This is a genomic window from Xanthomonas sp. NCPPB 3569, from assembly GCF_041475645.2.
Classification (GTDB): Bacteria; Pseudomonadota; Gammaproteobacteria; order Xanthomonadales; family Xanthomonadaceae; genus Xanthomonas; species Xanthomonas phaseoli.
The window spans coordinates 574,238-587,409 of the sequence record NZ_CM192969.1 but is presented as its reverse complement, the minus strand read 5'-3'; the positions used below and the strand labels follow the sequence as shown (position 1 = coordinate 587,409).

General features: G+C 63.9%; 16 protein-coding genes. 8 read left to right on the top strand and 8 right to left on the bottom strand.

Annotated features, from left to right (window positions below):
• The 8 genes from sctT to ACCQ03_RS02400 are packed head-to-tail and all read right to left on the bottom strand — an operon-like array spanning position 1 to position 5,615.
• The gene (gene sctT, locus ACCQ03_RS02435) at positions 1-831 is read right to left on the bottom strand and encodes a type III secretion system export apparatus subunit SctT (protein ID WP_057658823.1); all 831 of its coding nucleotides are present in this window, start codon (positions 829-831) and stop codon (positions 1-3) included.
• Positions 828-1,337 carry a type III secretion protein HrpB7 gene (locus ACCQ03_RS02430; RefSeq protein WP_057658825.1) on the bottom strand — a complete coding sequence of 170 codons (510 nt, stop codon included), beginning with the start codon at positions 1,335-1,337 and terminating at the stop codon, positions 828-830. The genes sctT and ACCQ03_RS02430 overlap by 4 nt, the downstream gene beginning before the upstream one ends.
• Positions 1,330-2,658, bottom strand: a complete 1,329-nt coding sequence (gene sctN / locus ACCQ03_RS02425; RefSeq protein ID WP_209225197.1) for a type III secretion system ATPase SctN — start codon at positions 2,656-2,658, stop codon at positions 1,330-1,332. The genes ACCQ03_RS02430 and sctN overlap by 8 nt, the downstream gene beginning before the upstream one ends.
• Positions 2,648-3,349 carry a type III secretion system stator protein SctL gene (sctL, locus tag ACCQ03_RS02420; protein WP_039567151.1) on the bottom strand — a complete coding sequence of 234 codons (702 nt, stop codon included), beginning with the start codon at positions 3,347-3,349 and terminating at the stop codon, positions 2,648-2,650. The genes sctN and sctL overlap by 11 nt, the downstream gene beginning before the upstream one ends.
• Positions 3,334-3,963, bottom strand: coding sequence for a type III secretion protein HrpB4 (locus ACCQ03_RS02415; protein ID WP_150145426.1), 630 nt, complete (start codon positions 3,961-3,963; stop codon positions 3,334-3,336). Before ACCQ03_RS02415 ends, sctL begins: the two co-directional genes overlap by 16 nt.
• 7 nt (positions 3,964-3,970) lie before the next feature.
• Positions 3,971-4,732, bottom strand: a complete 762-nt coding sequence (sctJ, locus tag ACCQ03_RS02410; protein WP_209225195.1) for a type III secretion system inner membrane ring lipoprotein SctJ — start codon at positions 4,730-4,732, stop codon at positions 3,971-3,973.
• 1 nt (position 4,733) lies between these two features.
• Positions 4,734-5,126, bottom strand: a complete 393-nt coding sequence (locus tag ACCQ03_RS02405) for a type III secretion protein HrpB2 (RefSeq protein ID WP_057678480.1) — start codon at positions 5,124-5,126, stop codon at positions 4,734-4,736.
• Positions 5,127-5,159: 33 nt separating this feature from the next.
• Positions 5,160-5,615: an HrpB1 family type III secretion system apparatus protein gene (locus tag ACCQ03_RS02400; RefSeq protein ID WP_057678479.1), complete on the bottom strand. Its 456-nt coding sequence runs from the start codon at positions 5,613-5,615 to the stop codon at positions 5,160-5,162.
• Positions 5,616-5,828: 213 nt separating this feature from the next.
• On the opposite strand from ACCQ03_RS02400, the gene sctU reads away from it, so the two are divergent.
• From sctU to hrpD5, 8 genes are all read left to right on the top strand, one after another.
• A complete protein-coding gene (sctU, locus tag ACCQ03_RS02395; protein WP_057658839.1) occupies positions 5,829-6,902 on the top strand; it encodes a type III secretion system export apparatus subunit SctU in 1,074 nt (357 codons plus the stop codon).
• Positions 6,896-8,833, top strand: a complete 1,938-nt coding sequence (locus ACCQ03_RS02390; protein WP_209225192.1) for an FHIPEP family type III secretion protein — start codon at positions 6,896-6,898, stop codon at positions 8,831-8,833. Before sctU ends, ACCQ03_RS02390 begins: the two co-directional genes overlap by 7 nt.
• Positions 8,833-9,471 (top strand): type III secretion system protein SctP, encoded by a 639-nt coding sequence (sctP, locus tag ACCQ03_RS02385; protein ID WP_057678477.1) that lies wholly within the window; start codon positions 8,833-8,835, stop codon positions 9,469-9,471. Before ACCQ03_RS02390 ends, sctP begins: the two co-directional genes overlap by 1 nt.
• 92 nt (positions 9,472-9,563) lie before the next feature.
• Entirely contained in the window at positions 9,564-10,517 is a 954-nt protein-coding gene (gene sctQ / locus ACCQ03_RS02380) for a type III secretion system cytoplasmic ring protein SctQ (protein WP_209225308.1), read from the top strand.
• The gene (gene sctR / locus ACCQ03_RS02375; protein ID WP_003485742.1) at positions 10,504-11,148 is read left to right on the top strand and encodes a type III secretion system export apparatus subunit SctR; all 645 of its coding nucleotides are present in this window, start codon (positions 10,504-10,506) and stop codon (positions 11,146-11,148) included. The genes sctQ and sctR overlap by 14 nt, the downstream gene beginning before the upstream one ends.
• A gap of 4 nt (positions 11,149-11,152) precedes the next feature.
• Positions 11,153-11,413, top strand: coding sequence for a type III secretion system export apparatus subunit SctS (sctS, locus tag ACCQ03_RS02370; protein WP_008575435.1), 261 nt, complete (start codon positions 11,153-11,155; stop codon positions 11,411-11,413).
• Positions 11,410-12,237 (top strand): hypothetical protein, encoded by an 828-nt coding sequence (locus tag ACCQ03_RS02365; protein ID WP_057658849.1) that lies wholly within the window; start codon positions 11,410-11,412, stop codon positions 12,235-12,237. Before sctS ends, ACCQ03_RS02365 begins: the two co-directional genes overlap by 4 nt.
• A complete protein-coding gene (gene hrpD5 / locus ACCQ03_RS02360; RefSeq protein WP_209225190.1) occupies positions 12,234-13,172 on the top strand; it encodes an HrpD5 family protein in 939 nt (312 codons plus the stop codon). Before ACCQ03_RS02365 ends, hrpD5 begins: the two co-directional genes overlap by 4 nt.

The following is a 13,172-nucleotide window of genomic DNA, read 5'->3' as shown; positions in this document are numbered from 1 at the left end:
TCAGTGCCTCGCGCCTCCCTTACCACCGACGTTGGCGGCATCGTGCAATTGCTGCTGGAAATGCAGGAACCCAAGTGCTTCGCCAAATTGCGCGACGAAGACGCTGGTCAGCAAGGCGAGCAGCAATAACGCTAGCACCCCGCGGATTGGCTGACTCAGGTTCGACGGTTCGAGTTTGTCGGCCGCTCGCGCCACCAGGCCGATCGCAAGATCCACCAGCACAAGCACCAGCATCACCGGTGCGGACAGCTTGACGACGGCGGTCATCATGCTGTCCGATTGCTGGATCACGAACGATTCGGCAACCGACCCCATGTTCGGCCCAAGCTGGGTCAGCGGCCACCAGCGAAACGATTCGAATAACGCTCCCAGCAATAGCAACATGCCGCCCAATGCGTAGAACGACACGATGGCCAGTTGCAGCAGCACCGTAGACACCGGCGTGCTTTGCTGGCCGCTGAGCGGATTGGTCATCTGCACATTGTTGTAGCCGGCAAGGTCGTCGATCAGCAGGCCAACGCTCTCGGCGATCCAGAACACCGTCGATGCTGCGAACCCGATCAGCAGACCGATGAAGGCCTCCTTGAACACCACCCCGACCAGGCCGACCGTCTGGATCTTCGCCAGCGCATCGGCCGGTTGCCCATAGGCGATGAACGAGCTCAGGACGTAGATCACGCCGTTGCGTGCAATCCCGGGAAGACTGTCCTGCGCCGTTGCCGGTAGCACGATGAACATCACGAACACACGCACCCCGCACAGTGCCAGCAGGGCCAATAGCGACACGCCCTGCGAGGAAATGGCCAGCAAGGCATCGGTGGCGTCGTTCATCGCGCGCCCCTCTGCGTGGCGCGGTGCGAACGCAGCGCGACCAGTGCCTCGACTGCGTCTTCCTCTTCTGCTGCGTCGCGTTGCGCCTGTCGGGCGCGGCGCGCACTGGCGGCTTTGTCTGCGTATACCTGCGCCTGTGCCTGCAGCTTGCTCAGTGCCTGCTGCACGGACGCCAGTTCGTCGCGGGCGCTCTGCAACGACTGATCCGCCGCTGCCTGCGCCTGCTCCGCAGCGCGACAGGCCTCGACCAGCACGGTGCGAAAGCGTTCATGCTGGAGGATCGTATCAACGTCGATCGACGCCCCCACACCTGCCTTGTCCATCAGTGCGGCATCGCAATCGGCCAAGCGTGTGGTGCAAGCCTCTGCTTCCTGTCTGCACCTGGCAAGTTCGCGGTCGCAGTGTTCCAACGCACGCCTGCACTCGCTCAGGCGTTCCTGCATGCGCTCGCTGCGGCGCACCTTGAGCTGATGCAGCACCGACCAGGTGTGGGCAGGCTCACGCATCGTCGGTCACGCTGGCCAGCTGTTCCAGCGTACTTTCGTACGCACTGAGCTGGTCGGTCGGTTGGCTGAGAAAGTCGCGGATCGCATCGATCCTATCGATCGCCTCGTCGGCAACGGCGTCGCTCCCCTCGCGGTATTCGCCCACCTGCACCAGCGTTTCCACTTCGTTGTACTTGGCGAGCAGGCGCCGCAACCGGCCGGCGGCCTGGGAGTGGTCTGATGGGACGATCTGGCTCATCACCCGGCTCAGGCTGGCCAACACGTCGATCGCCGGATACTGGTTCTTGGCCGCGATCTCGCGAGAGAGAATCAAGTGCCCATCGAGGATGCCGCGCACTTCTTCGGCGATCGGATCGCTGCCGGTCTCGTCCTCGGCCAGCACGGTGTAGAACGCGGTGATCGAGCCGCTCTCGCCCATGCCCGCGCGTTCGAGCAGGCGCGGCAACTCGGCGAACACCGATGGCGGAAAGCCCCGGCGTGTGGGCGGCTCGCCGGCGGCCAGACCGATCTCGCGTTGCGCACGGGCAAAGCGCGTCAGCGAGTCCATCATCAGCAGGACGCGCAGGCCACGATCCCGGAAATACTCGGCGATGGCGGTGCCGACATAGGCGGCCTTGGCGCGCTCGATCGACGAACGATCCGAGGTTGCACAGACCACCACGCTGCGCGCCAGTCCATCTTCGCCAAGAATCAGCTCGATGAACTCGCGCACCTCGCGCCCACGCTCGCCGATCAGCACGATCACGTTGACATCGCACTGCGTGCCGCGCGCGAACATTGCCATCAAGGTGCTCTTGCCGACGCCGGCTGCGGCGAAGATGCCCATGCGCTGGCCCTCGCCCAGCGTCATCAGGCCATCCACGATCCGCACGCCGGTCGGCATGGGGTGTTCAATCAGCCGCCGACGCATCGGGTCCGGTGCCTGCGCCTGGATCGGTACCCAGGTGTCGCAGGCGATGGCTCCCTGCCCGTCCGACGGCTCGCCCAGGCCATCGAGGACGCGCCCCAGCAAGGCCGGTCCGACCGGCACCGCCAACGGGCGGCCCAATCCGATCACGCGCGTCTCGCGCGATAGCCCGATCAGCTCGCCGAACGGCGCCAGCAACGCCAGATCGCGACTGAAGCCCACCACCTCGGCCCGCTGCAACACGCTGCCATCGCGCTGGCGCAACTCGCACACCTCGCCCAGGCTGACCTGCACGCCGGCCACCTTGAGCATGGTGCCGACGACTTCGACCACCTTGCCGTAGCGACGACCGAACGCGAGCGTGGCCAGCTCGCGCTCGAGCGTTGTCTCCAGCAGGGGCGTCTCAGCCAGCATCCGCGAGCTCCTCCGGTGCAGCCAATACACGACGAATGACGCGCCGCAGACTGCGCAGCTGATCGCGCAGATCGGTCTCGAACACGCCCGTGTCCCATTCGCACACGCAGGCGCCTACGGCCAGGTCGGCATCGCCGCACAGCTCTATTTGCAGGGTCCAGCCCGCCTCGGTGGCGGCCGCGTCGAAGGCGCGCCGCGCAGCGTCCACTGCGTCGGGGTGCACGCTGACGCGCAGGGCCTTGGCCTCGTCCAGGGCACCTTCCAGCGCCTGCGCCGCACGCGCATACAGCGCCGCAGGGTCGTGTCCGAGGATGATGTGTTCGCAGGTGCGCGCCACAATCTCGGCCAGGCGCTCACGTGCCCGCTGCGCGGCCGTTTCGGCGGCAAAGGCATGGCGCAGGCCGGATTCGTTCCACTCATCAAGCTGGCGTCGCAGACCGGCTGCATATCCCAGGCGTGCGCTGCGCTCGGCCTTTTGGCGCGCATCCTCAAGGATCGCTTCGGCCTGCTGCTTGGCCTCGTCGATCAGCGTCTGTGCCCGTGTCTGCGCCTGGCTCAGGGCCTGCTCGCAGCGTGCGTGCACCTCGGCAGTGGCAGCATCCAGCGTCAACACCGAGGCCAGCGCCTCGCGCGGAATGACATCGCACTCCAGGCCGATCGCATCGGGCGTTGACCTCAACCACAGACGCATGACGCCTCCGGCATCAGGGTGGGAAGCGCACTCAGGAAGGCATCGCTCGCCCCGTCTGCTGCGACGGTGGCCACCTGCGCGGCGTCCAACGGCAAGGACAGCGCCAGCAGCTTGGCAACAACCGGATTGGACCAGACGCCATCGGCCTGCATCCGACGCCACCCGTCGCCGACCCACGCTGCCTGATCGGCATCGCGTGGCAACAAGGGCACGGGTAGGCCGGCGGACGCGTTCTGGCGCACATGCTCAAGCACGGCCGGCCCCACACACTGTTCGAGCCAGTCCAGACGTTCGCGCTCGATACAACGACGCACGGCCAATCCGCGCGAAAACAGTGCCCGCGCGATCAGGACCTGGGCCAACTGCGCGGGCGTCAGTAGGGCGAGTTGGTTCGCCTGCAGGCCGAGTGCAGACAGCGATACTCCCGACCACCCCGACCACGCCTGGATTACCCGCTTACGGCAGTACACGGGCGCCACTGCCCAGCCCGACGCTGCCACCGGGCCAAGCCAATGCGCCACCCGTGCGGGGTCCAGCGATTCGGCCAGATGCGCCAACGCGTCCGTCCAACGCTGAACACATCGTGCTGCAGTGTCGATCCGCGTGTTGTCCATCCCGTGCTTACCCGGCTTTGCCTTTCGTCAACTCGCGCAGGCGTTGCCAGCCGCCCCAACGGCCCGCCTGCGGGTTTGGCCACCGATACAGCGCCGCCGCAACCGCCAGACCCAACGCCAACGCACATCCGGCCAACCACGGCCACGGTGAAGATTTCGGCGGTGCCGATACGGTGAACTGCGCATCGCTCTCCGCTCCACCCGGCACCAGCGTCACACTGACGTTTTCGTAGGTGAGTCCTTCCACGCTGTGCATGACCATTGTCTTGATGTTGGGCACCAGGCTGGTCAAGTCGCTACCGACACGGAACTTGATGAACACCGCAGCGCTGGACGGTTTGACCGAGGTCGAAAGCGGGTCGTTGTTGGGCAGCACGATTTCCACATCGGCCGAGATCACCCCATCGATATTCGACAAGGTCTGCGATAGCTGCTGCGACACGCCGTAGATGAAACGCACGCGTTCTTCGGTGGGTGTGGAGATCAGCCCGTCCTTCTTGAACATCTCCCCGAGATTGGCATGCCGCTCATGCGGCAAGCCGTGCGCGCGCAGCACCTCCAGCGAATAGGACACCTGATCGTGCGGTGCGTTCACCGCCCAGGTCTTGCCATCGTCCGGAGTGACCTTGGACGCGTCTACGCCGGCATGCAGCAGCACCTCCAGCATGTCGTTCGCATCATTTTCGGTGAGCCCGGAATACAGCTGCTGACTGCACGCAGACAGCAGCAGCGCCACCAGCAGCACCAACAGGCATCTCAGCGCGCGCATGCTATTGGTTCTTGACCAGTGTCTGCACGGCGTTCTTTCCCGACTGCGCCACGCCGACGCTGACATTGAGGTTGAAGCCGACCATGGTCAGCTCGTGCATCAACTTGATCTGCTGCGCTGCCATTTCCTGCAGCCCCATGGTCGGTGCCTGCATGCTGAAGGCATCGATATGCTCGGCGATGGTGCGCACGCCATCGTTCTGCACATCGACCACCCGGCTCATCATGCTCGGGTTGCCCACCCGCTGCATGGCGGGCGGCAACGGGCTGGAGGACTGCATCAGCGCTTGAAAGCGATTCACCAGCGCCTGGTTTGGGGCTGCCACCGGCGACAGCGCCTGGGTGGCGGCAGCACTGGCGCCGGCAATCGCTTGGACAGGAGGAATGAGCGTCATCGCATACTCCTATGGGGTCGGGACTGGCGTCACTCAGGCACGCAGGTATTGCGAATTTGGAACTTCCATCGGTGCTGAAGATTCAGCCGGCGCTTCCGCCGGCGCGGCCGTTGGGGTTTTTCGTCCGGACAGCGCCTTGACCAGGGCCACGGCGTCGGCATCGGCGTCTTCTTCGATCAGCCCGTCTGCAATGCCATGCCACGACTGGTCGCCCATCGCGAACAGGCAGCAGGCGTACAAAGCCTTGCACAGCGGCTTGGAGCCGGCGTCGCCCTCCAGCTCGCGCAGCAGGCGCGCGCCTTCCACGTAATTGCCGCGCTTGATCGAAATCCATGCATCGAAGGTGTCGAGCGCTTTCAGGTCTGGCCGCAGTACCCGGACTGCGGACAGGACCGCGGCAGCGTCCTGAATCTTGTCATTGGTGAGTCCGACCGTGATCAGTTCGATGAGCCCACTCACGACCGACCCGGGACATTGAATCTTCTCCACACTGCACCTCGTTTTAATGGAATGCGGACCGTACACGTGGGGAAAGCTACGCGCGCCACGGCGGCCAGATGCTTTCGGAAGCGAATATCGGAATTCGCTGGCGAACAAATCATTCCGGCTTCGCCAGGCTATCCACACATTCGCCTGGCACGCGGATCGCTCGACCACAGCTGCCCACAATCGGGGGCGCAGCGATCGCGGAAGGAGCGGGCAATGTCGGAAGAAAAAACCGAGAAGCCGACCGAGAAGAAACTGCGGGATGCGCGCAAGGACGGGGAAGTGCCGGTCAGCCCGGACGTCACTGCAGCCGCAGTGCTCTTCGGCGCGTTATTGGTGATGAAATCGGCCGGCGATTACTTCGCTGATCACGTGCGCGCATTGATGACGATCGGCTTCGATTTCCCGGAGAATACACGCGATGCAGCCGCAATAAACCGCGCACTCGGCCATCTCGGCATCCAGGGATTGCTGTTGATGCTGCCATTCTTGGCTGCATGCCTGATAGCTGGCGTGGCAGGCGGTGCGTTCCAGACCGGCCTGAATGCCTCGCTCAAGCCGGTGGCGCCCAAGTTCGATTCCCTCAATCCCGCTGCCGGGGTCAAGAAACTCTTTTCGTTGCGAAGTCTCATCAACTTACTGAAGTTGATTATCAAGGCCATCTTGATTGGCGTGGTGCTGTGGGTCGGTATCCGCGCCCTCATGCCGATGATCATCGGGCTTGCCTACGAAACACCGCTCGACATTGCCCAGATTGCCTGGCACACCCTGGGCATGCTCTTCGCACTGGGCGTGCTGCTGTTCGTACTGGTGGGCGCAGCAGACTGGAGCGTGCAGCACTGGCTGTTCATCCGCGACAAGCGAATGAGCAAGGACGAGCAGAAGCGCGAATTCAAGGAAAGCGAAGGCGACCCCGAAATCAAGGGCAAGCGTAAGGAATTTGCCAAGGAACTGGTCTTCGGCGACCCACGCGAACGCGTGGCCAAGGCCAAGGTGATGGTGGTCAACCCGACCCATTACGCAGTGGCATTGGCCTACGAGCCCGATGACTTCGGCCTACCGCAGGTCGTTGCCAAGGGCGTGGACGATGGTGCGCTGGAACTGCGTGCCCTTGCGCATAACCAGGGCATCCCGATCGTCGCCAATCCGCCACTTGCCCGTGCGCTGTACCAGGTCGAATTGGGCGATGCAATCCCCGAGCCCTTGTTCGAAACGGTTGCGGTGGTGTTGCGCTGGGTCGATGAGCTCGGTCGCGACCACGACGACGGCGATGGAGCCCTGCCATGCTAGGAGACCGCGTTCGCGCGACGAGATATTTCGCTTATAGCGGCGAAGTGGCCATCGCCGCCCTGGTGGTGGCGGTCATCGGGCTGATGATCCTGCCGCTGCCAACGCCCATGATCGATACGCTGCTGGGCATCAACATCACCCTGAGCGTGGTGCTGCTGATGGTCACGATGTATGTGCCCGACTCGATCTCGCTCTCGTCGTTTCCTTCCCTGCTGCTGTTCACCACGCTCCTGCGGTTGTCGCTGAATATCGCCTCGACGAAGTCGATCCTGCTGCATGCCGAGGCGGGCCATATCATCGAGAGCTTCGGCGAGTTGGTGGTCGGCGGCAATCTGGTGGTGGGCCTGGTGGTTTTCTTGATCATCACCACGGTGCAGTTCATCGTGATCGCAAAGGGCTCCGAACGCGTTGCCGAAGTCGGTGCGCGCTTCACCTTGGACGCAATGCCCGGCAAGCAGATGAGTATCGATGCCGACCTGCGTGGCGGCAACTTGACCGCAGATGAGGCACGCCGCAAACGCGCGCGGCTGGCCATGGAAAGCCAACTGCACGGCGGCATGGACGGCGCCATGAAATTCGTCAAGGGTGATGCGATCGCCGGCCTGGTCATTACCATGGTCAACATCCTGGCCGGCATCGTGGTCGGCGTGACGTACCACGGCATGACGGCCGGCGACGCCGCTAACCGCTTTGCGATTCTGTCGGTGGGCGATGCCATGGTGTCGCAGATCGCCTCACTGCTGATATCGGTGGCTGCCGGCGTCATGATCACCCGCGTGGCCAACGAGAACGAGACCAGGCTCAGCTCGCTCGGGCTCGATATCGGCCGCCAGCTCACCAGCAACGCGCGTGCCCTGATGGCAGCGAGCGTGCTGCTGGCCTGCTTCGCGTTCGTCCCTGGCTTTCCGGCCGCGCTGTTCCTGTTGCTGGCAGCGGCCGTCGGCGCCGGCGGTTATACGATCTGGCGCAAGCAACGCGACATCAGCGGTACCGATCAGCGCAAGTTGCCGTCGACGAGCCGGAAAGGTGCCAAAGGCGAGGCGCCGCATATTCGCAAGAACGCCCCCGATTTCGCCTCGCCTTTGTCGATGCGGCTGTCGCCGCAGCTGGCCGCTCAGCTCGACCCTGCGCGGCTGGACCAGGCGATCGAAAGCGAGCGCCGCCAATTGGTCGAGTTGCTGGGTTTGCCGTTTCCCGGGATCGCGATCTGGCAGAGCGAGTCCCTGCACGACATGCAATACGAGGTGTTGATTCACGATGTCCCCGAGACACGCGCCGAATTGGAGAACACCGATGACATGCAGGCAGCATTGGCGCGGCAGGCCATCGCACCCCTGCATGCACGCGCGCACTTGTTCGTCGGTATCCAGGAAACCCAGTGGATGCTGGAACAGGTGGCCGTGGACTACCCCGGGCTGGTTGCGGAGGTGAACAAAGCAGTGCCCGCCCAGCGCATAGCCGATGTGTTGCGACGCCTACTGGAAGAACGGATTCCGGTGCGCAATATCAAGAGCATCCTGGAAAGTCTGGTGGTATGGGGTCCGAAGGAAAAGGATCTTCTGATGTTGACCGAGTATGTGCGCTGCGATCTGGGCCGTTATCTTGCGCACACCGCAACCGCAGGCACTGGGCAGCTACCTGCAGTGATGCTCGACCATGCGGTGGAACAACTGATCAGGCAATCGATTCGCGCGACCGCGGCCGGAAATTTCCTGGCACTTCCGCCCGAGCAGGCGAACCAGCTTGTCGAACAGGTCGAACGCATCGTCGGCGATCAGGCGCAGCATCCGCTGGCGGTGGTAGCGTCGATGGACGTACGCCGCTATGTGCGCCGCATGATCGAAGCACGGTTGACGTGGCTGCAGGTCTACTCGTTCCAGGAGTTGGGCTCGGAGGTGCAACTGCAACCGATCGGCAGAGTGGTGGTGTGATGCGCAAGCCGCCGCTCCGCCCTGTGCGCATCCTGCCGGTCAGCGGCGCACTGCAGCGGCCGGCGGCTGCAGCCACGCCGGCTCGGTCGGCGCAGCGCTCCAGCTTCCTGCAACTGCGTCAGCGCCTGCGCAGCGCCCAGCTCGCGCTTCCCTGCATGGTGTTGCCACCGCAGTGCGACGAAGATCGACCGGAACCTGACGCCGAGGAGAGCTTCACCGAGGCGCATGACGGCGCGCCCATACAAACGGACACGCCATCAAGTATCGAAGGGCCGAAACACCTGGCGCCGTCCCAAGGCAACGACGATGGCACGGTAGGGCGACAGATCGCGACCGAGTGGATACGCACCCAACGCGCCCAGATGGCAATCGACCACATCGCGCTGCGCGTGGCCGAGTTCTGCAACGCCACGCCAGTGCGCAGCGCAGGCAGCTGGGAAGCCTGGCTGGATATCGATCAAGAGGTCGTCGCACAGACCACGTTGTTTTTGCGGCTTTCGCCGGACCAGCTATCGCTTCGCTTCAATACCCGTTCGCCTGACGCGCGCGAGGTACTTTGGTGCGGAAGGCAGCGTCTGGAGGCTGCGCTGACGTCCACGCTGAGCAGCACGCTCCAGATCAGCATCGAGGTTGTCTAACGCGGCACTGGCGACAGAAAGCCATTTGGAGGAACTCCATCTTGCTAACCGAGCAGAGCCAGGCTCCACCGGCACGTGCACTCTCCCAGGCGTTGACGCGCGTTGCGGCCGAGCGCACACAGCTGGGCAGGGTGTTCGGCGACCCACGCGCGGCACGCCACTGCGGCTTCGTCACGCATTGCCGTCGCATCTCACCCAATGATGCGGCCCGCCTGCGACTGCAGTTGGACACCGGCCAGATGGATATGCGGATTGCCGCGCGCGACGGCCTGGCGCCGCTATTGAACGAGGACGACGACGCTCTCCGCGTTTCGCTCGCAGGAATGTTGCTGGCCGATCGCCTGGGCGCGCTTGCGCCGCTCGGCCTGGGCGCTGCCGAGGTGATCGGCTTCGAGCGCGATGCAGCGCCGGACCACTGCCACGGCATCGGCATCACACTGGGCGATCTGGACGCGATTGCGCTGACGGCAAGCGCGTCGCTGCTGGCCACGCTGCAGGCTGCAGTCGACGGACTTGCCGGGCCTACGCAGCTGCCAGCCTGGCTGGCTGCACTGCGCGTCAACACGCGCCTGCGCATCGGCGGGCGCACCGCATCGGCGGCATTGCTGCAGTCGCTGCGGCCTGGCGATGTCTTGCTGCATTGCACCGCCTCGGCGGCGGTCACCAGCGGCGAGCTGCTCTGGGGTATCGCCGGAGGCGCGGTATTGCGCGCTCCGGTGCGCTTGAAACTGCAACAGATGATTCTGGAGGCCACCCCCACCATGCAGCACGATACGTTTGAGCCCGACGTCGCACCGTCCACCAGCAATGTGGCGGAACTGGAACTGCCGGTGCAACTGGAAGTGGATCAACTTGCGCTGTCTCTATCGACCTTGTCGGGTTTGCAGCCAGGGCAGATCCTGGAGTTGTCGGTGCCCGTCGATCAAGCCGACATCCGCCTGGTGGTTTACGGCCAGACCATCGGCACCGGCAGGCTACTGGCAGTGGGCGAACATCTGGGTGTGCAGATCCTCAGCATGTCGGAGAGCACGCATGCAGATGCCTGACGTTGGCTCGCTGCTGCTGGTGGTCATCATGCTGGGCTTACTGCCTTTCGCAGCGATGGTGGTCACCTCCTACACCAAGATCGTGGTCGTGCTCGGCCTGCTGCGCAATGCGATCGGTGTACAGCAGGTGCCGCCGAACATGGTCCTCAATGGCGTTGCATTGCTGGTGTCGTGCTTTGTGATGGCGCCGGTGGGCATGGAAGCGTTCAAGGCCGCACAGAACTACGGCGCCGGATCGGACAACAGCCGCGTGGTGGTGCTGCTCGACGCCTGCCGGGAGCCGTTCCGGCAATTCCTGCTCAAGCACACACGCGAGCGCGAAAAGGCCTTTTTCATGCGTTCCGCACAGCAGATCTGGCCCAAGGACAAGGCTGCCACGCTCAAGTCGGACGACCTGCTCGTCCTGGCACCGGCTTTCACGCTCAGCGAATTGACCGAAGCCTTCCGCATCGGGTTTCTGTTGTATCTGGTGTTCATCGTCATCGACCTGGTGGTGGCCAACGCGCTGATGGCGATGGGCCTTTCGCAGGTCACCCCGACCAACGTGGCGATCCCGTTCAAGCTGCTGCTGTTCGTCGCCATGGACGGCTGGTCGATGCTGATTCATGGCCTGGTTCTGAGCTATCGGTGACGCCATGGACCACGACGATCTAGTGCGATTTACCTCCGAAGCCTTGCTGCTCTGCCTCAAGGTGTCCTTGCCGGTGGTCGGTGTCGCTGCGCTGGCCGGGCTGCTGATCGCCTTCGTCCAGGCGGTGATGTCGCTGCAGGACGCATCGATCTCGTTCGCGCTCAAGCTGGTGGTGGTGGTGGCTGCCATTGCCGTCACAGCACCGTGGGGTGCCTCGGCCATCATGCAGTTCGGCCAGGCCTTGATGCAGGCGGCATTCCCATGATCCGTCGCATTTCGCCCGGCACCTTGGGGCCCTCGGTTTCCATCGAGCATGGCGGCTCGCATCACCATGGCGATCATCATGCCGATGCGGCAGGCACCAGCGCGGGGTCGCCTACCGACATTGCGGCACGAGCACCGCGCCTGCGCCCAGCTCCACCGCGCAGGCGACGACGCGGGATCCGGTCGCTGGACGGCCAGGAGGATGAATTCGAAGCCACCGAGCAGGAAGAGATCGAAGCCAAACGCGAGTGCGTACTGCGCGGACGGGTGAGCGTGGCCGTCGTTGCGGCCCAGGGGCGTGAGCAGGGCCAGGGCGATCAGCATGGCGGTGGCCGCAACGCGCATGCCGACGATCCGCAGACAGGACCGTGGCAGGCTGCCGCACCGGCAGATCTGAGCGACGGCGTGCGTGCACGCATCGACGGAATTCTCGATCGCTATGTGATGACGCGCGACGCCGATCCGATGGTCAGGCGACACGCGCTTGCCGCTGCGCTTGTCGAGTTACGCGCCATCGGCGTTTCATACCCTGCCCTCGCCTCGTTGACCACGACGGTCTGGAGGTTGATGCGGGAGCATTTTCGCTCGACCGGCAGGGCCACCACGGCCGAAAATCTACAGGCGTTGCGGAAGCGCTTGATGGAGCTGATGCCGTCGGAGCTGGAACCGGTGCCAGCACTCCGCAATTTTCACCTTTTGCTCCCGTTGATACTGCTGAATGCGGAAAAGCCGCGCAGGCAGGCCGATCGTACACATGCCATCACACGTCTGAACACACTGCTGATTGAGCAACCACACCAGGTGGCTCAGGAGGTTCGCCCATGACCATGCAGCTTCGCGTACTGACAGGAACCCACGCAGGCGCACGATTAGATTTGGCACAAGGTCGTTACAGCCTGGGGAGCGATCCCCAAACCGATATCCGAATAGACGATTGGCCTGGTTGCTCACTCATGCTCGAGGTAGACCATGACGGTCAAATCCGTTACAGCAGCGACACGCTGCCAGAAACGTCTTTTGTTGCGTTTCAGCCGGTTCGCTTCGGCCCCCTGGTGCTGTGTGTTGGCGAGGCTGCTGCCGATTGGCCCGACGATGTGGCGCTGCTGGAGCGGCTGCTTTCCCCAGCCCCCACGCCAGCGCCGCCCGCGTCCAGGCGCAAAGTCCTGCGCGCAGCGGTGGGTGCCATGCTAGCGCTTTCTGCCGCAGCGTTGATCCCCTCGTTGCAATCGGCATTTCTTTCCGATGCCGCCACCCCGCAGCGCCCAGAAAATGCCGTCAACCAGGCCAACGCCTTGTTGAAACAACTCGGTTTTCGCGAGGCGCACGCCCAACGCGTCGGCACGCGCGTGCTGATCGAAGGCCTTGTCCCCAGCAGCGCCGATGCTGCGCGCTTGCGTGCGCAGGTGCATCGCTATCATCCAGGCGTTGCCGTCAACGTGGCCGTGGTGGACGAGGTCGTGGCGACGCTGCGCGATACCCTGGCTGACCCCGCTCTCAGCGTACGTTACCAGGGCAATGGCGTTTTCTCGGTGTCCGGCAGCAGCGACTACGCAGAACGCGCAAGCCGCCGCATTGCCGATGTCCGCAGCGACCTGGGCCCTGAGGTCCGTGCGCTGCACGTGGAGATCAGCCAGCAAGACCCGTCCATCAAACCGCCGGACAATTACGACGCGGCATTGCTCGCCGACGGCCTGCATTATGTCGAAACGCCGGACGGTACCAAGCACATGACATCCCTGCCGCAGCAGGCGGCGCAATGA

Excerpts from the sequence above, each read along its gene's own strand:
- ACCQ03_RS02430 (WP_057658825.1), bottom strand. The coding sequence starts at position 1,337 with ATGCGTGAGCCTGCCCACACCTGGTCGGTGCTGCATCAGCTCAAGGTG.
- ACCQ03_RS02390 (WP_209225192.1), top strand. The coding sequence starts at position 6,896 with ATGCTAGGAGACCGCGTTCGCGCGACGAGATATTTCGCTTATAGCGGC.
- hrpD5 (WP_209225190.1), top strand. The coding sequence starts at position 12,234 with ATGACCATGCAGCTTCGCGTACTGACAGGAACCCACGCAGGCGCACGA.
- ACCQ03_RS02415 (WP_150145426.1), bottom strand. The coding sequence starts at position 3,963 with ATGGACAACACGCGGATCGACACTGCAGCACGATGTGTTCAGCGTTGG.
- sctJ (WP_209225195.1), bottom strand. The coding sequence starts at position 4,732 with ATGCGCGCGCTGAGATGCCTGTTGGTGCTGCTGGTGGCGCTGCTGCTG.
- sctU (WP_057658839.1), top strand. The coding sequence starts at position 5,829 with ATGTCGGAAGAAAAAACCGAGAAGCCGACCGAGAAGAAACTGCGGGAT.
- sctR (WP_003485742.1), top strand. The coding sequence starts at position 10,504 with ATGCAGATGCCTGACGTTGGCTCGCTGCTGCTGGTGGTCATCATGCTG.
- sctT (WP_057658823.1), bottom strand. The coding sequence starts at position 831 with ATGAACGACGCCACCGATGCCTTGCTGGCCATTTCCTCGCAGGGCGTG.
- ACCQ03_RS02365 (WP_057658849.1), top strand. The coding sequence starts at position 11,410 with ATGATCCGTCGCATTTCGCCCGGCACCTTGGGGCCCTCGGTTTCCATC.
- sctL (WP_039567151.1), bottom strand. The coding sequence starts at position 3,349 with ATGCGTCTGTGGTTGAGGTCAACGCCCGATGCGATCGGCCTGGAGTGC.
- sctN (WP_209225197.1), bottom strand. The coding sequence starts at position 2,658 with ATGCTGGCTGAGACGCCCCTGCTGGAGACAACGCTCGAGCGCGAGCTG.
- ACCQ03_RS02405 (WP_057678480.1), bottom strand. The coding sequence starts at position 5,126 with ATGACGCTCATTCCTCCTGTCCAAGCGATTGCCGGCGCCAGTGCTGCC.
- sctS (WP_008575435.1), top strand. The coding sequence starts at position 11,153 with ATGGACCACGACGATCTAGTGCGATTTACCTCCGAAGCCTTGCTGCTC.
- sctP (WP_057678477.1), top strand. The coding sequence starts at position 8,833 with ATGCGCAAGCCGCCGCTCCGCCCTGTGCGCATCCTGCCGGTCAGCGGC.